Source organism: Paenibacillus sp. FSL E2-0190 (assembly GCF_037992965.1).
GTDB lineage: Bacteria > Bacillota > Bacilli > Paenibacillales > Paenibacillaceae > Paenibacillus_AQ > Paenibacillus_AQ odorifer.
On the sequence record NZ_CP150306.1, the window covers coordinates 1,060,625 to 1,079,014 of the forward strand.

General features: G+C 47.0%; 8 protein-coding genes and 1 riboswitch. All 8 genes read left to right on the forward strand.

The annotated features are described in order from the left end of the window. Window positions 1–48 precede the first annotated feature (48 nt). Entirely contained in the window at window positions 49–3,438 is a 3,390-nt protein-coding gene (locus tag NST25_RS04530; protein WP_076194441.1) for a tubulin-like doman-containing protein, read from the forward strand. A 4-nt stretch (window positions 3,439–3,442) separates the two neighbouring features. Next, window positions 3,443–5,845 carry a transcription initiation factor TFIID gene (locus tag NST25_RS04535; RefSeq protein ID WP_340393395.1) on the forward strand — a complete coding sequence of 801 codons (2,403 nt, stop codon included), beginning with the start codon at window positions 3,443–3,445 and terminating at the stop codon, window positions 5,843–5,845. A gap of 293 nt (window positions 5,846–6,138) precedes the next feature. Then, window positions 6,139–7,413: a VWA domain-containing protein gene (locus tag NST25_RS04540; RefSeq protein WP_339246573.1), complete on the forward strand. Its 1,275-nt coding sequence runs from the start codon at window positions 6,139–6,141 to the stop codon at window positions 7,411–7,413. 24 nt (window positions 7,414–7,437) lie between these two features. Further along, window positions 7,438–8,079 carry a beta-mannanase gene (locus NST25_RS04545; RefSeq protein ID WP_076099551.1) on the forward strand — a complete coding sequence of 214 codons (642 nt, stop codon included), beginning with the start codon at window positions 7,438–7,440 and terminating at the stop codon, window positions 8,077–8,079. 83 nt (window positions 8,080–8,162) lie between these two features. Further along, on the forward strand, window positions 8,163–9,425 hold the full coding sequence (locus tag NST25_RS04550) for a hypothetical protein (RefSeq protein ID WP_076129587.1): 1,263 nt from the start codon (window positions 8,163–8,165) through the stop codon (window positions 9,423–9,425). Next, entirely contained in the window at window positions 9,422–12,418 is a 2,997-nt protein-coding gene (locus NST25_RS04555; RefSeq protein WP_340393396.1) for a glycosyltransferase, read from the forward strand. The genes NST25_RS04550 and NST25_RS04555 overlap by 4 nt, the downstream gene beginning before the upstream one ends. Before the next feature lie 127 nt (window positions 12,419–12,545). Continuing rightward, window positions 12,546–12,749, forward strand: a riboswitch (cobalamin riboswitch). Between the two features lie 169 nt (window positions 12,750–12,918). After that, window positions 12,919–15,483, forward strand: a complete 2,565-nt coding sequence (locus NST25_RS04560; RefSeq protein ID WP_340393397.1) for a DUF4430 domain-containing protein — start codon at window positions 12,919–12,921, stop codon at window positions 15,481–15,483. A 201-nt stretch (window positions 15,484–15,684) separates the two neighbouring features. Further along, window positions 15,685–17,391: a methyl-accepting chemotaxis protein gene (locus tag NST25_RS04565; protein WP_076185021.1), complete on the forward strand. Its 1,707-nt coding sequence runs from the start codon at window positions 15,685–15,687 to the stop codon at window positions 17,389–17,391. Window positions 17,392–18,390: the final 999 nt, after the last annotated feature.

An 18,390-nucleotide genomic window follows, 5' to 3' on the forward strand; every position in this document is an offset into this window, starting at 1 on the left:
AAGATATCTGAAGTACAGCTTCCGCAAAACTTTTAGGAGGATAAGCATATGAAACCAGTAGTAAGAGAGCATATACAGCAATTGGATGTATCACTAGGCGGCGGGATTGTCAGCGATAAAATCAGGGTGGATACGATTGATAATCCGATCCTGATCATTGGACTAGGCGGCACGGGCATTGATGCCCTGCTGCGTCTTAAATATCAGATTAACCGCCGCTTTAAGCTGCCGGAGGATCCGATATCCAAGAAGAAACGGGACAAGCCGGATAATGTGGAATTTCTAGCTTTTGAGACGAATGAACAGGATCGTGGAAAAAAATACAAAGGCATTGGGCTGGACCCGCAAAATGAATTTGTACTGTTGGCGAATGCCGAAATCGGCGGATTGTTGCAGAACCGCAGTATCCTCGATTCCTATATTACGGATTGGCTGTCACCTGAGCTGAGTATTACAGATGGTATGAATGGTGCTGCTGGTGTGCGGCAGGCTGGACGTCTGCTTTTGTTCACCAAGATTAATCAGGTTGTAGGCGCGATTGATAAGAAGATCAAGACGTTATCCGTAGGCACTAACAAAAAGCTGATGGTCTTTCTCCTGACAGGTCTGTCGGGCGGTACAGGCAGTGGGGCTTTCTTGGATATTGCCTATATCGTGCGCGGTATTATTGAACGTGACTATGGATCAGCCGGTATTGACCGTGTGAACACACTGGGTTATCTCTTTACACCTGACGTGAACCTGTCTAATAAAAGTCTAAGCGAGCACACGCGTGAATATATTCGCAAGAACGGTTATGCAGCGCTAAAAGAGCTGGATTACTGGATGAATGTGGACAGTCGTGGTGAGCGGTTCCAGCAGCAATACGGTAATATTTTGACGGTAAATTCACCGCTGCCTCCATTTAATCTATGTCATTTGATCTCTGCAACGAATACCGAGGGTAAGCTGCTGGAGAATGCGTATGATTACTGTATGAACGTAACGGCTGAGAACATCACGAACTTTATGGCAAGTGAAGAAAAACAGTCTGGTGAAGAATTCGCCATCCATGATTATATCAGTAATATCCGCACCAATATTGCGCAGATGAATAAGACTTATCCAGCTAACTATGAGTACAACATTATCGGTGCTTCGTCTGCCGTGCTTCCGATTGAGGAAATGACGACTTATCTGGCCTTCCGCTTGTTTGATAAAATGGAAAAAATGTTCCAGCAGGCGCCAGGTCAAGAGGATGTAGAGAAATTCGCACGTAAGCTTGGGATTGATCTCGACAGTATGATTAAGACGTTTGAATCCCGTGTGCCTGAGCCGTTGCCAGGCTACGAGAACAGCGAACGCTTGAGCCATGCCAATGTTGTTAAGAATCAAGTGGTAAGTATGGATACAGAGCTGGAGCAGAACTTCCTGGCTCGTGCCCGTGAAGAATATATCAAATCGAAAAAGCAGCTGCCTGGCGAAATTGTGGGACGTTTCAGTGAAGAGCTGGAGCGCATCTTCCTGCACCCAGAGCAAGGACCGTTCTACGTTTCCCGCCTGCTGTATACCGAGAAGGGCTTCTGTATTTTGAAGCTGATTCAGTCTTATATTGAGGCTTTACGTGAAAGCTTGTTGCGTTTGCCACGTGATATTGAGACGGCGCAGGACAGTGCGGATGAGAAGCTGAGCGATGCCCGCAGTGCTTTTGTCTCCAAAGAGAAGAAGAAAAATGCCTATATTGAGGCTAAAATCAATGAGTATTGGCTGCACGCCGATGTAGAACGCACTGAACAAATGATTCAATTTTACGAGGACTTATATGAGCTATTAAACGATGAGAACAGCCGGATTTACGGTGTGTTTACAGAGATTCTTAGTGCGCTTAGCTCGATTTTTGCCAAGAACGGGGACATCCTTATCAATGGCGAAGAGCAGGCAGACTATAAAGGAAACAAAACTTATTATTGGAACATTGTGAACGTGCCGGATATTTCGGCGACCATCTCCAAGATTATGGATCAGAAGGACGGCGACGACCTGATTCGTGACTTCACCCGTGAAATGCTGAAGCATTCCGGACGTTGGGTTAAAGAGCAGGAGATTGATATCGTTCGCTCAATTTCGGAATTCCTTAGCGATAAGTTTGGGGATCTGATTACCCGTTCGATGGAGGATTTCCTTGTGATGAAATTCGGCCATGAAGAGCCGCTGGATAAATTCGTTGAGCGGATTATTGCCGGTAAATTGGACGAAGAGGCTGTGCCTACCTTCCACCTTAGCAATAGCTCAGGCAGCTTACATTTCCCATCATGGGGTTTCGTTTCCGTGCCTGTAAAAGCGCCGGGTATCCTAAAAGGGATTCGTAATTATCAGAATAATGCGCTTGGCAAATCGCAATTTACGATCAAGGAAAGCCAAGTGAAAAACCGTATTTTCTGGCTTAATACACGTAACGGTGTGCCACTTTTCGTATACACGCCGCTGCGGGTGTTTGAAGAAAACTATGAGCGGACCATTCTCGACAAGGAAGGGATCGGCCGCCATCTCGTGATGACGGATAAGAACAACTGGACGTACCTGCCTTCTCCGATTCCGGAAAAATCATGGGGTGACACTTACGTCAATTCTCGTGTACGTGATTATAACGCTAGAGTGCGTGCAGACTTTGCAAAAGCGCTGGCAAGTGGAGTCATTATTGAAAAGGGTGTAGATGAGAACACAAGTAACAGATATTCTGTTGTGTTCACTAAACCTTTTGATCTGGACGCCATTTTGAACGGTTTCGATATGCAGCTGCAATCCACACGCCCAAATCTCGGTGAAGTGAAGAAGGCGGTTGATGAGCTGAAGAGCCTGCGTGAGAAGGGCTTGGAGCGGGAAGGCATTAAAGATATCTTTGGCAGCATCAACAAGGACATGGCGCAGGAGAATCTCATTCGTTCACCGCAGCTGATTTCACGTGTTCGTGTGGAGCTGGCTAAATATGCTGAACTGACTGCCAAAGCCGCTGAGCTTGAAGGTGTGCTTCATCAATATCTGGACGAAGATAAGTGGATGGATCAGTTCATTGAAGCTCTGTATACAGACAGCATTATCAAAAAAGGTGCACTCTATGTTTATGACCGTGATGAAGAAGAGGACGCTTGGGAGCCGTTTGCTAATTTGATGAAAGAGCGCAGCTACGTAGAGTATGCCGTGTATCGGCACTTCCGGGAGCTGGATGAGAAGAGCCGCAGCGTACTGCTGCGTAAGGCAGCACGTCGTGCAGGTGAAATGACTGCCGCTGAAGACGTTACCCCGCTGCTCTATAAGCTGGAAGGACTGTATGTATCATTCCTGGAAGCACGCGACAGCTTGGAGTACGAACGGGTAGAGTATGAGAGCGGCGATGAGATGTACGGATTTTACAAGAGCATGACTAGCAAGCTCGGCAGTATCCGCAGAAAGTTGAAATAGGCCTATGATCAAAACACAGGCATTATCTTATGGTGAACAATATGCGGTACAGGAAGAGGCACAGCGCAGCAAAGGGGATGGACGCAGCAGCATCCATTACCCTGCCCTGTTTCTGTTCGTAGGTGACAAGGTTGCTCCGGCCATCGGTCCGGTGCTGGATAGCTGCGAACGAAAATGGGATAACGCCGGCGGTGTTATGGCATTACATGCTGTGTCAGGTGCGGCAAAAGAGGGAATAGACGGAAGTATAAGTGGATCTGTTGCGGGAGGAAAAGACCGGGTGCTGGCCATGGCCTTGCCGGAAACGGCAGGGTCAGATTCACGCACTGTGCGTCATGAACTTTACCGCAAGTTTCATGAGGATACACGTTATCTTGCTGAAATGAATAAAGTTATCCGGCGGCTGAGCAACAGTATAGCGGATTATGGACGTCTATATTCATCTTTTGACGTCATCCATCTCTCTATCATTACGCGGGTTGATGATCCGCTTAATGTATTGCTGCCGGAAATTACACTGCTGGCTCGTGCTGTACTCGGCCAGTCCTTTAAGTCCGTACAGACAGATCTCTACGCTCTGATCAATGAGCGGGAGCAAGGGGATAATTTTGGATATTCCAGCTCAGTAGGGCTGGCTTTTCTGCGTGAATTGGACAGAATGCAAGCTACGGACTATAAGTTTAATGCGCCGTTACTTGTGACGGAAGACGGTCTGTCGATTCCAGTTGCCCATGGTCCTTCCGCATTATTTGACCTTGTGTATCTGCTCTCCGATAAGAATGAGCGCGGTATGATGTCTGCACACGGTATGGATGACAACTACGAGATTATTTCTCATATTAGTCTGCTCAAAAATCGGGTCCGCCCGGCTTCTGATCAGGCTACTGGTCATGGCGGATATAACAATATGACCTTCAAAAGCGGCATCAGGGGCAGCACTGGAAGACAAGGCTACGCCTCTGCTGGCTTTTCCGGGGTAAGAAGACCTAATGTTCAAATTGCTTTGGCGGTGCTGTATCATGCGTTCCGGCGGCTTGTCTCCGATATGCGTGAGGGCAGTTCGTGGACTATACGTGAACGGCAGGCTTTGTTAGGGCTGGACCCTGACAGCTTGCGGGAACACGCGGTACAGCTACTTCCGGAGAAAGACGGCCTGAATGAAATGACGGGGTTAATGAGTCACGGACGCCCTTCCTATAATGAACTGAAGCAGCTGTCACTTCGTGAAGCTGAACGGCAGTTGTTCGGTGACGGGGGCGAAGCTTATTTCCGCAATAACTTTGTGGCAGAGTCAAACCGGAGAGTAGAGGGAATGAATCCATTACGCCAATGGCGCACTATGCTGGCGGCACAGGAAACATCTACGCCAGCGGTAAGCTTTTATCAGCTTGCGGAGTGGACGGCAGATCGTGATGAAGCCGGAAGTGTGCTCCATCTTTTACGTCAGCATATGGCAGGCTTACGTTCCGCGATTCTCTCCATGCAGGAGGAGCTTGAGGACCTTTACGCAGAAAGCGTGGAGCGCCAGCCGTTCCAGCGTGTGCCGCTTTTTGACAAAAGAACAGTACGTAACTTCATTCATTACTTATTCTCAGCCGTATATGGCAAAAAATATGAACTATTGGGCCTAGAAAGTGAGCTTGCCCTATGCAGTCGTTTGGAATCTGCACTTGAGCAGCTTCATATGGAAAGTATGGCTCGTGTGAAAGCTATGGAGACTTTGGAGGAAGAATTGCGTATTACTGTTATGGACAGCATCGGGCGAACAAACGAAACAACGGGCCAGAACGTAATGGAATACTACCGCGTAGTCACAGAAGAAGTGATGAAGGATATCGAAACCCGGCGTGGACCTGGAATATTCTTCAGTGAGAAGTACATGGGCAGTATCTCCAAGCTCTTAGAACAAGGGAAAGAAGCTGTGATTGAGCGTTTGATTGATATTTGCCGCCGGGAGCTGCTGACAGCAGAACCTTTCAATTTATCTTTTGAGGAAGAGCTTCTGCGGCGTGCAAATGTTGCGGCAGCCTATGAGAATCGTCAGGTTCTATCGAGGGAAGAGCTGTTCAAGCGCTTGTATCATAATTTAGAAGAGGGCGCGGCCATTAATGTTCGGTTATTCGAATATACGCAAGAGCATCGTCATGAGGAGAAATATTTCTTTGGAGACAGTTCATCAGAGTTTCTACGCTACGCCTTTGGAGTAGATGAGACAACCCGGATTTACCGGTTAGGATTCGTGCATGAGCAGCGGAGGAGCGGAGTGGAGAAGCTAAACCTGATGGGCGGCTTTCATTTAGAGGACCTGCTCTATTATCGCAACGGTAAGGTCTATTATGAGACTTATGCTCAGAATGGCTATCAGCTCCATGGGCTGAGTGAAGATCAGCTTCCTGAGATGCGCTGATGGCGTAATAGATAGGTCCCCTCACTTTGAGTCCCTTTATTGCCTTTGTGCAATAGAGTCATCGGATATAACGCTTAATTAGAGTTCCGGGATAGGGACATTTCTCCTTATTTCCACTGCACACTATGCAATAGAATAGAAATAGATGTTTCTCCTATTCCATTCTATTGCACAAAGTGCAATCTGGGGGATGATAACACATCCGGGTAGCCCGTTTATCAGGCAGCATAACCCCCGGAATGTTTAAAGGATAAGAGTACAATTCAGATTTTACCCGGAAAGGAAGTATAACGATGCAGAGAAAAATCAATCTGCTGCTGCTCTTCTTCAGTCTGATCGGCGGCGGGGTCGCCTTTCTTTTTGGCGAATGGCTGCTAAGCTGGTATAACGATCTGCCTTCCATCCTGCTTGTGGGTATTTATTTTGCCATTGTGGCGATGGGAGTCGGTGTAGGCTGCCTGCTTGCAGAGATGATCTCGCCACGACTGAACGGAGCTTCATGGAAGCAGCGCTATCTGGGGTTATCGTGGAAGCTGCTGCCTCTGATGATTGTTCTTGCACTTGGTGTTGGAGCCTTAACGGAGTTTGTTTATGAGCTGAATTTTGGCGGAGCCAGACCAGTTAAGAATGTAGTAATGGCTATCGATGACTCAGGCAGTATGACACAGAGTGATCCCGATAATAGCCGGTATTCCGCAGCAAAAGCGTTAATTACAAAAATGGACACTGACAATAAGGTAGCCGTGGTGACCTTTAACAACGAAGCTGTAGTTGTCCAACCTTTAACGCCACTTTCAAATTCGGAGAATCGTGAGAAGGTGCTGACTGCAATCGATAATCTGCAGCCAACCGAAGGCGGCACGAATATTAGCGGTGCGGTCTCGGAGGCACTCAAGGAGATTGACAGTGACGGCAAAAAAGACCAAGGAGCCATGGTCATCTTGTTGTCTGACGGAGTGAGTAATTTCGATACCACAAGAGAGTTGCAGGCTTATGTAGAGCGCGGTATTGCCGTGAATACCATTGGTCTGGGCTTGAATGATCCAGCAGGCACTCAGCTGTTGCAGGATATTGCGAGAGTGACAGGCGGACACTATTATGATGTCAAGGATTCAGCCCTACTGGGCGATGTGTTCCAGCAGATCTATGACCGTCTGGGAGATCGGACGCTGCTAACTGAGCGCAGTGATTCAACGGCAGACAGTCCTTATTATGCTGCGGTTCGTATTTTGTCACTGATGTTGATGGGAGCTGCGCTTGGATTAGGTCTGGGAATTATGTTTGATAACCGTCATTTGGCTAAAAGCTTTGGGATTGGCGGCGTAATATCAGGCTTGTTCGCAGGACTGATTCTGGAATTTGGACTTAGCGGTGACTCCTTTACAGATAGTCTTATTCGTCTTCTGGCTGTTCTTATATTAGCTGCTATTATTGCATTATTTACAGGCGTCATTCCGGTAGGAGAAGGACGTATTTATCGCAATAGAAGAAACAATAACGCAGCGCCTGCACCAGCATCGGATAACTTTCCGGGTCGGCGCAGAAGCCGGAACAGCAAAGGATTCTAGTGTAGCGGAAAGGGGTTTACAGTAATGAGGTACGCCGAGGTTAATGCTTCCGCTCCGGGAATAACGGATGTGACATCCCAAGTGGATGACCGATTCTGTACGCTGAGATGGCGCTGGCCGGACGGCGTGCAGGCGGTGTACATCCACAAAACCTCCGCAGAAGCGGCTGACATGGGAACCGGAGATGATCCGCCGATCGGGATGAAGCTCTACACTCGTGAGGAATACAAATCTAACAATGGTTATCGTGATCGATTGGATGAGATCGGCCTGATATCCTATACGATATTTGCTCGCCTTGCTGAGAACGGTGAGACTGCCCTGGTGAGGCAAAATGATGGTGTGAACCGGGTGATGGTCAGTGCAGGCAAAGCCCGGATCTATTATTCCATTCAACAAAAAAAAGCCTTATTCGGAAAACAAAAGACCGTACATATGGCGATTACGGCAGAAGTGCCCGTGGCACGGGATGTCCTCTGTTATGTCAAGAAACGTGGAGGGCATCCGGCAGGGAAAGAGGATGGTATTCTCTTTCCCTTCGTTCAGGATTTCGCTCCTGGACGCAATGTACTTCCGCCGATTGAAATCGGTAAGGATGATTTTGTACGCATCTTTTTCACCGATGGCAAGAAATATGGGCTTTATTACGAATTGGTACCGGAGTGAGACTCGGTCTACACGTACAAGCGGGTAATGAGCAGTGGCGTTCATAGCAAGTACGTAGATACAACTTTTGGGAGGATGAGTAGATGTCTTTTTTTAGCCGTTTTATGAAAAAGAATCAGCCGGAGCCGCGGCCGCTTTTTTACGATATAGTGTGTCCGTATTGCTTCACCAAGTTCTCTCCGGAGGATGTCGTCTTTCGGGCTATGCACAGCCGGGAGGACGATGAAAATTACGCATTGGGTGAGGATGACGCCTTGAACAAATACCGTGAGCGCTTTGGGCTTGATACGGTAGATGACATAGAAGCGATTATCAACCCGGCGGATATTCCGGAAGAATATCATCATTACACGGATCATGTGTTAACTGGGCTTACGGATCGTTACGGTGTGCTTACGCGCAGACGGCTTTGCCCGTCCTGCCATAATGAGCTGCCGGTGACTGCCGGGAAGGTGCCAAGTAACATCATCTCGATTATCGGGGCATCCCAAGTCGGGAAATCGGTGTATATGACCTCGCTGATCCACACATTGCAACATACTACAGCAGGTCATTTTGATGCCGCTTGTATGCCGCTTAATGCAGAGATTAGCCGTAAGTTCCGTACATTGTATGAAGAACCGCTTTTTGAGCGTGGAGATCTGCTGGCTTCTACACAGAAGGAAAAAATGCAGGAGCCTTTTATCTTTCAATTTGTCTTTAAGGATGAAAATAAACCGCCACTGACACTTGTATTCTTTGATGTAGCAGGTGAGGGTATGGTGGATCAGGATTATCTTGGACTTCATGGTCAGCATATCAAGAACTCTGCGGGTATTTTGTTTATGGTCGATCCGCTGCAAATCCGTTCTATCCGTGAAAAGATTCATATTAACATCGGTGACCGCCCGGGAGAATGGGTCTCACAATATGACGAGCCGCGCGATGTGGTGCTGACGATGTTCGGTGATTTTATTGCCTATCAGGAAAAGAGTAAGACAGACATTCCAACAGCGGTTGTGCTTGCCAAAAGTGATATGCTGCATTCGCTGAAGGATGAGGATGGCGATTACATCAAGTCCAACAGCAATGTGTTCAATAACTATGTTCACCGCAAAACATTAAACATGGACGAGTTCCATAATATCGACGGGGAAATTCGCAGATTTATTGGTAAGGTGGACAGACCCTTTAAAGATACGATGGATGTTTATTTCGCGAATACGGGTTATTTTGCAGTATCTGCGTTGGGCAGTAATCCTGTGAATCAAAAGATTGAGGGTGTAGTAAGCCCGATTCGTGTAGACGAGCCTTTTATTTGGCTGCTGCATAAGCTGAAGTATATTGAGGGGAGCGACGGCCCGTGAATGTTTTCTCAGGGTCAACAATCGCCCAACAGATGTACACCCGCGAACGTCGCGGAGTGTTTCGTTCCACAGAAGGCTTCGATACGGTAGCGAAATCAGATAGTCTAGACAATAATTTTGTGAAAAAAATCCTTCATCCCTTCTGCCTCTACGATGCTCCTGCGGAGTTAACCGCACGTGGAGAGAAGGATGAGGCTGCATATCCTGGTGCGCTGCACCTATTTCATGCTGAGAACGGGGATACAGTTATTGGGCTTAGTCGTTATCAAGCGGCCGATTTCACAGGCCAACGAAGCGCTTTTTTTGCACATAACTATGTAGTTCCTGCTTCACGTTCCGAAGAAATTGTGCAGAGCTATGGAGACTGGCTGCATGCTGATTTTGCAGAGCGTTATACGGGAGAGCTTGGTGGAACCTTGCCGGAGCTGCCCTCTATTCCAGTTGTTCGCACAGACCGCAGCCCTGATCCAATCGCAGGCTTACGCTTGTTAGGGATTGATGAAGGGATATTCAAGGCGTTATTGCAAGCCGTAATGCTCTCTGTAGCAGGTAAGAAAAAAATCTATGTGGCTCTAAACGTACCTATCACCGAGTTGTCCGCGCGGGCGGTGGAGCTTACAGAAATTCTGTATAGCGTGCTGCCGTATGAATTCCGCCGTAGATTAGGCGTGATTACGTATGCGAATGAACCGCAAAGCCGTAAATATATACATCTTAGCTTTGTGGAAAAAGGTTCACTTCGTCCCGGTGACCGCAGTATTGAGAAGGATTATACCTTTGATTTGGCTTCCGGACGGATGGGGAATGTCGATTTTGGCGAGACCCGCCAGCTTTATGCTGATTTGGTGTGGAAGCTATTACTGCTGAATCCAGGAGATATTAACGACTTCGTAAGCTTCGCCGATCAGATTCTCCGTGGAGAGAGTCCTGAGCACAAGCTATCCCTTTCTTTCTATAATGAGCTGGCTATATTTTATGAGATTGAGCAAGGGAACGAGCATTTATATACGGAAAACAAGAGTGCGGTGCTAAGTGGTTTGCTTTCTTACCTTAAACCAGACGGTGCAATTCATTCTAGAATCCGCTTGAATGATATTTTCTTAGAACGGTTTGACCGGGAATTTGATCTGATTCGGCAAAGAAATGTGCCAGATCCGGCGATTATGGAATGCTTTAAAGAGTATTTTGTACTTAAGGATCACAATTACAGGGTCAGAATCGTGGATTATTTCATCAATGGGATGCTTCATAGTGTGGAAGCGGGCCGCAAGGATATTTTGAGTGCTGCTTACGGGATCATTGAGAGTAATGATGAGTTAAGTGCAGCTTACTTCCAGCGCGTGATGTCTGAAACTTATTTCCGTAAGCAGCTACTTGAGCCTTATATGGAATCAAGACTAGCTGCGGCGTCCAGATCTGCGGATATTCTGAGCTTTGTGCTCCATTGGGGGCGGTTCCTGCCAGTGGCGTTAGAGCAGTCTTTTGCTCAAAATGCTGTGAAGGATTATTTGCTAGAAAAGCTCCAGCTGGAGCATGATCCGGTGGCTTCTGTGGCGGAAATTCATGAAATTGTAGATAAGGCAGAAAAAGATCGCCGCAAAGGAACAGGAGTTGCTCCTAAGGCACTCTCCCTAATGCAGGATCTTGCTGCTTCAGCAGATAGATTCTTACTGAACCGCTTATCGCTTTCTGATATGACGCAGGAGGAGCTTCTGGAGGTAGTTTTTTTACGGTATGGTAATGTTGTCGATTGGCAGCCGCCACTGGATAGGATTAGCAAGCAGAAAGAGAATGCGCTGCGTGCCGCTTACCGCTGGTTTGGTGAAGAGAAGCCGAATGAGGAGATTTTTACAGGATTGTCTCCGCAGGAACTAGACGATGTGCAGCTACTGGGTCGTCGTTTGCTAAAAGAGGCGCGTGTTCTGGAACCCTTTGAACGGCTTCCGCTAGCCTTTTACTACACAACTCAGCGTGAAGGGGGTCCGCTGGATTACGATGCGCTTCTGGAGCTGTTAAAGCGTAAAGCCGGTTCCGACAAAGAAATCATCTATCGGTTTTTTGCTTGGTCGCAAGGCAATCCTTTATTTACGGTTTCGAATAAAAAGCTGCAACCGGGTTACCGTAAGGCGATTCTGAAGTATTTCCTGAGCAGTGATCGTGAAGCGTTCAAGAATCGGGAATTCCGAAAGAACTATGTCGCGGCAGCTCGGCCTGCTCTGCAAAATGTGTACAATGAAGCCCGTTCCCAACTGGCTTCCCCGCTGGCGCGCTGGATCAGCCGCAGCCGATTTCGACTCTTAATCTCCGGCTCCATTACGGGTATTCTGGTGATTATTGCAATTATCGTATTCAGTATGCTGCGTCCGGATGATACGAAGACGGCTCTGCCGGGGACAAGCCCTGAGCCGACCCCTGTTCAGAGTGCAGGCAATATGCTGCCTCCAGCTTCAGTATACTTGAAGGATCAGAGCGTCGAAGGAGATAAGGGGAGCAGCATATTGGTGTTCACCTTCGCAAGTGCAGATGACTGTGTGCAGTTTCAACCGACTGAGATTAGTTTAATGTCTTCGTCTACAGAGATAGATAAAAGCTTTAAGGTCGCTGCTACAAATGGGACTTGTCCAGTGCCGTCAACGGATGGGACGGATGAGGGAAACGCTGCTGACGAGTCAGATGCCGCTGGCACTACTGGAGGAACAGCAGAAGGTGCAGATGCTACTAATGCTGTAGCTGATGCATCTCCGTCTCCTACGCCTTCCTCTAATACTGAGGACAGCACTGGGTTGCCTTCCGCAACAGCTGTGACTGAAGGTGAACAACCTTCCTATCAGGTTGAGGTTACATTGGAGCCTGGAGCGACAATTCTAGAGAAAAGTATGATCAAAGCCGGAAGATTTACATTGATCGTAGATCCCGACCCTAATATTCCACCAGCTTCTGATTCAAGTGCTGAACCCTCCCCGACTGCAAGTCCGGATGGAACAGTCGAATAACAAGCTTTCTGAACAGCAATAACTACCGGAAGGTGGCGTATTGCTGTTCATTTTTTTGCTGCCCATACTAAGCTTTTCTATAGACATGCTATGTATTAATAGATATGATTATGGATGTCAAAATAAGATACTACATACTGGAAAAGGTGCAGACTCTATCAATCTAGTCGTCTGCTTAAAAGGGAAGTCCGGTGCAAGAGTCCGGCGCGGTCCCGCCACTGTATGTGCGGAGCGTTTCTTCTATAAACCACTGCCCCGAAGGTAGGGTGGGAAGGTGAAGAACAGCGATGAAGCATTAGCCAGGAGACCTGCCTTTTTCGTGAGCGTTTCTATTCTTCGTGGGGTAAGAATGTGGAACATATACAGATGGACTGTTGGCAGGAAGCAAGCGCCGCAGCCTCGATTTGTAATCTTCCCTGACCGCCCTCCAAAGGGGCGGTCTTTATGTTATGCATCTTATTCCCGGCAGTACCCATTCTTATACAGAAAGAGGTTAAACAATGAAGAAAATCATGTCTTCCAAGTTTGTAGCACTTGGGCTGGCCTTATTCATGGTCATTTCAATTCTAGGAACATCTCTTGCTCCGGCAGGACAAATATTTGCAGAAGCGAGCGCTGGCGCCGGTCTGGAGGCAACTGCTGCGGAGCGGATTAATGTTGCGGATGCGACTTATGCGGCTGCAGAATATCTCTTGAAAGGTGGCGTGCAATCGGATTGGCAAGCCATTGGATTAGCGCAAGGAGGGTACAAGCTGCCGGCTAGTTACCTTTCAGAGCTTGAGAAAAAAGTAAAGGATGCAGCTGGCGATTTCACCAATGTAACCGATTATGCTCGAATCGTGCTCGCAGTGAGAGCGATTGGTGCAGATCCTACTAGCTTTGCTGGTAACGGAACGACTCCTGGCTATAATCTGATTGAGAAAATTTATAATAATAGCAAGCTCAGTGAACAGACGCTTAATAATCCGGTATATGCTTTACTTGCGCTGGATTCTGGTAAATATAATATCCCAAGTGACGCGAAATGGACGGCGGATAAGCTCCTTACGGAGATTCTCTCCAAACAGAATCCGGATGGGGGCTTTGCACTAACCTCAGGCGCAAGTGAGCCTGATATGACAGCGATAACCTTGACGGCTCTGGCGGCACATAAAAATAATCCCGAAGCCTACTTAGCAGGGCTACAAGCCGTAGCTTGGTTATCTGCAGCTCAAGATAGCCATGGGGGTTACGGTGACAGTGCTGAAAGTAGCGCACAAGCAATCCTTGGACTCACATCCTTCGGAGTTGATCCTAGTGGATTAGAATACACCAAAAACAAAGTGGATCTAATGGAGAACCTGCTCAGCTATCGTCTAGCTGATGGTAGCTTCACCCATAGCCGTGGTGGAAGCAGTAATACTCTGGCGACAGAGCAAGGGCTTCAGGCGCTGGTTGCCTATAATTTGCTGTATAAAGGAAGCAACAGTAAGCTATACGATTTTTCCAAATCCTCCATTCAGAGCTCACTCATCTACGCTCCAGTAACGATTGAGGGACCACAGGCCACGTTGGCACAAGGGTACGCCTATGCTGGCAACGCACTTGGAGCGTTAGAGAAGCTGGCGCTTCAAACGAACTTGCCGATCACGAATCCTTCGGGCAGTTATGTGACTGGCATCGGAAATATTGCTGCTGGAAGCTTTGGTGGTTATGACGGATGGATGTATGTTGTATCGCGTGACGGAAAATGGATTAATCCCGATGTAGGCATGAGTGATTTTGTACTTAAAGATTCAGATCAGGTACTGGTTTATTATGCCGGAGACGACACTAAGCTTGTGGATTCCGTTACGCTTTCCAAAGCAAATCTTAAAGAGGGCGATTCTTTTACCGTCACTGTAACTAGTAAGACGTGGAAATGGGACGCTGCTACGAATACTTCCTCTCCTGTAACTGCAAAAGCTGCGGGTGTTCAGGTCCAAATTGGAGCTCACAAGGTAACGACGAATGCTAAAGGTGAGGCCGTATTCTCAGGAAATCTGCCCGCAGGTGACTATACACTGACTGTAACTGGCTACCGTGAAGGCAAAGCCCCAACGATTGCTAAATATACAAAAGCTCTAAAGGTGATTTCTAAGAATGTAACAGCTTCGCTTACCGTTGAAGGCCCGGAAGGGTTGATTAGTGAGGGGACTTTAAAAGCCTCCAATGCCCTTGAAGCATTGCAACAACTAGGGTCTACCGATGATTTTAAAGTAGATATCACCAAATCGTCTTATGGCAACTTTGTATCAGGTATCCATGGAGTTTCGCAAGGTACTTACGACGGATGGTGGAGCTTCGTGGTATCACGCGGCGGGGAGTGGATATATCCAAGTGTGGGTATGGATGCGTTCGAACTACAGGAATCCGATCGTGTGCTTGTCTATTATGCAGGAGAAAATACACAGGTTGTAGATGCTGTGGTGCTTACCCCATCACAGCCAAAAGCTAATGAAGCTTTTACTGTAAAGGTTTCACAGAAAAAGTGGGTGTGGAATCAGGACAGCTTCACTTCTGATCCGGTTACCTCACCAGCTGCAGGTGTGCAGGTTTCGATTGGTGATAAGAAGGTAATCACGAATGAACAAGGTGTAGCTGTTGTTGATGGGGGTCTCCCGGCAAATAGCTATACACTGACTGTTACCGGTTATGCTAAAGACAGCGTACCGAGCGTAGCGCGTTATACTCAGTCTCTGACTGTCGGATCGTCTGTTATTGCTCCAGCAAAAGCTACCGCTACCCTCTCAGTGATTGGAGATAGCCGGAAAGGAACCATCCTAGCCAGTACAACAGTAGCTCTAAAAGAGGGCGAAACGGCTTATAGCTTACTAGTCAGTCAATTAGGGACTAAGGTAGTATCATCCGGCAACGCTGGAAGCATCTACGTGAAATCTATTGACGGGTTGGCTGAATTTGATGGAGGCCCAAGCAGCGGATGGAAGTATAAAACGAACCGGGATGCGGATCCAAGCATCAGTGCAGACAGTTATATTTTGCAGAACGGTGATACTTTGTACTGGTACTATACCTCTGGAGAATAAGGAAGAGGAAGTTTGAGTAGGCGGGCACAGGGATTCGGAGTAATAGCGGATCGGGTGCCCGTCCTTTTTATATTTGAGGAAAGTCGTTTTATGACAATATATACTTTTATTCGACACAATATTTAAAAAATCATCAAACTCTTAGCCCTTCCGACCGATAAAAATAGATAGATCATAAGATAATGTGAAGGCGGAGTGTAGATGAAAAATTTGAAAGTGAAATACAAAATAGGGTTGCTTTTGGTATTCGCTGTAATCATGGTTAATGTTGTAGGTGGCATAGGCATCATTACGATGACCCAAATGGCCGAAAAAACAAATGAGACATATAATGAAAATTTATTGCCTGTTTCTTACGTAGGGCAGATGCGTACGAATAATCGGGCTATTGAATCCTATCTTTTGGAGCGTTTGATTAGCGTAAATGCCAGCAAAAACAAAGAACTTTCTGAGAGTATCCAAGTGAAGGTTCAGGATAATAATGAACTTATGAACAAGGTGAAAGCGATTCAGTATAATGATCCTGCTATTGTAAGTAAAATCAAAGAGTATGAGTCCTTTTTGCCAGATTATCGTGCACAGCGGGATAACATTATAAAGATTGCTGATAGTAATCATAATCAAGAGGCCTATAAAGTATTTTCAGGCGAATTTAACGAATCCCGTGAAAAAATGATCAACCTACTTAAAGGAATTAGTGATTCTTTGCTTAAAGATGCTGATGAACACAATTCAGATTCCATGGCAACCGCTAAAAGCATGCGGGTAAACAATACTATAATGATTACGTTCGCCTGGGTGATTTGTTTCGTAATTAGTATTGCAATTATTCGACTGATAACAAAACCCCTTAAAGAACTGCAAGGACTAATGAAGCGGGCAGAAGATGGAGATTTGACCGTGGTAGCAACGTACACCGCTAAGGATGAGATCGGCCAAATTAACAGTTCATTTAACAATATGCTGCAGGGCTTGCGGAAGATGATGCAAGGGATTGCAGAGAGTGCAGAACTGCTGTCAGCTTCATCGGAAGAGATGAGCGCTAGTGCTGAGCAGACCTCATTGGCTTCACAAATGATCGCTGTATCTTCTGGAGAGATTGCTGCGGGATTTGATGAACAGACAGAGAGCATTAACAGTACAACACGTTCCATAAAAGCAATGACCAATGATATTGCAGCCGTAGAGGGCAGCAGCTATGAAATGTCGGATCTAATGGGAGTAGTTTCCGGTTCATCGGATCGTGGAGTAGAGGCTGTAGACCAAATCATTGTGCAGATGAAGGAAATTGACCTCAGTGTAACTCAGAGTCAGGAGATTGTTTCTAATCTAGGGACATTGTCACAAGAGATTAATACAATTATTACAACGATTAACGGTATTGCTACACAGACGAATCTGCTTGCGCTCAACGCTTCTATAGAAGCAGCACGGGCCGGTGAGCATGGACGGGGATTTGCTGTAGTTGCTGGAGAAATTCGTAATCTGGCGGAAGCAACTAGAAATAGTTCTTTACGGGTTACAGATATTATTACACATATTCAAAAGCAAACCGAAAGCGCAGTAGAATCCATGGCTTTGGGTACTGAGCTAGTCACCAATGGCGTAGTTCAAAGTCATCTGGTATCTCAAGCTTTTCATGAGATTCAGACTTCCATTAAAGAAGCTACCTTACAGACAGCGGAGATTAGAGAAGCGGTTGCTCATGTGGCCATGGAATCACAAGGTGTTGCAGCAGCTATGGAACAGGTCAACGTTATATCTAGTAAAGGTGCAGAAGGTGTTCAGGACACAAGTGCAGCGAGTCAGGAGCAACTATCCGCAATGGAGGAAATGTCGGCTTCAGCTCAGTATTTAGCGGTGCTCGCAGAAGATCTGCAAAAGACATTGTCCAGCTTCAAACTATAGGCTTCATAATATTGTTAAAACCAGCAGAGCAGCGGTTCTCCAGTAACGGAGATCGCTGCTCTGCTGTTTGTGGTTATAGTAGATTGGGAGCAAGTGCGAGCCAGCTGATCTCAGTTGGTCAAGGGGGAGGGATGTAAATTGGTCTCAGTAGGTCAGGAGCGTATAGACGTAGGCTGGTTTCAGCAGGTCAGGACCGTATAGACGTAAGCTGGTCTCAGCAGCAGGAGCGTATAGACGTAAGCTGGTCCCAGCAAGTTGCGGGCAAACATATGCTATGTGATCTCCAGCGACACTAGTGGAAAGACGGAGGCGTGGAAACAATAAAAACCTTGGAGATGATCGGTATGCTCGTACCCTGTACCTCGTAACCCGTAACCCGTAACCCGTAACCCTAGTGTTCCCGGCTGATCTCAAGTTTTTCAAACACACTGTCTACTTGATATTCCCCAGTTTAAGGTCATTAGAGTCCGATGCGTGGACTCATACTCATCCCCATATGCTATCGGACTCAGTAGCCGCTATTTGCACATTTATCGCCTTTATAGCGAAGTTTCGGACACCAGTGCAGCTGTTGGTGTGGAAAACGCTGATAACTGGTGTTTTTTGCACCAATAGCGGCTATGAGGTCCGATAGTATCCGAAATATAGCTAAATCCAGCAATTAAGGTCATCTGAGTCCGATAGCGTGGGCTCATACTCATCCCCATATGCTATCGGACTCAGTAGCCGCTATTTGCCCATTTATCGCCTTTGTAGCAAAGTTTCGGACTCCAGTGCAACTATTGGTGTGGAAAACACTGGTAACTGGTGGTTATTGCACCAATAGCGGCTATGAGGTCCGATAGCATCCGAAATATAGCTAAATCCAGCAATTAAGGTCATCTGGGTCCGATAGCGTGAGTTCATACTCATCCCAACTGGTTTGGCGGACACAGCAGACGCCATTCGCTCATTTAGTGGCTTGGGAGTGGAGTTTAGGACTCAGTAGCCGCTATTTGC

Excerpts from the sequence above, each read along its gene's own strand:
- NST25_RS04530 (WP_076194441.1), top strand. The coding sequence starts at position 49 with ATGAAACCAGTAGTAAGAGAGCATATACAGCAATTGGATGTATCACTA.
- NST25_RS04535 (WP_340393395.1), top strand. The coding sequence starts at position 3,443 with ATGATCAAAACACAGGCATTATCTTATGGTGAACAATATGCGGTACAG.
- NST25_RS04540 (WP_339246573.1), top strand. The coding sequence starts at position 6,139 with ATGCAGAGAAAAATCAATCTGCTGCTGCTCTTCTTCAGTCTGATCGGC.
- NST25_RS04545 (WP_076099551.1), top strand. The coding sequence starts at position 7,438 with ATGAGGTACGCCGAGGTTAATGCTTCCGCTCCGGGAATAACGGATGTG.
- NST25_RS04550 (WP_076129587.1), top strand. The coding sequence starts at position 8,163 with ATGTCTTTTTTTAGCCGTTTTATGAAAAAGAATCAGCCGGAGCCGCGG.
- NST25_RS04560 (WP_340393397.1), top strand. The coding sequence starts at position 12,919 with ATGAAGAAAATCATGTCTTCCAAGTTTGTAGCACTTGGGCTGGCCTTA.
- NST25_RS04565 (WP_076185021.1), top strand. The coding sequence starts at position 15,685 with ATGAAAAATTTGAAAGTGAAATACAAAATAGGGTTGCTTTTGGTATTC.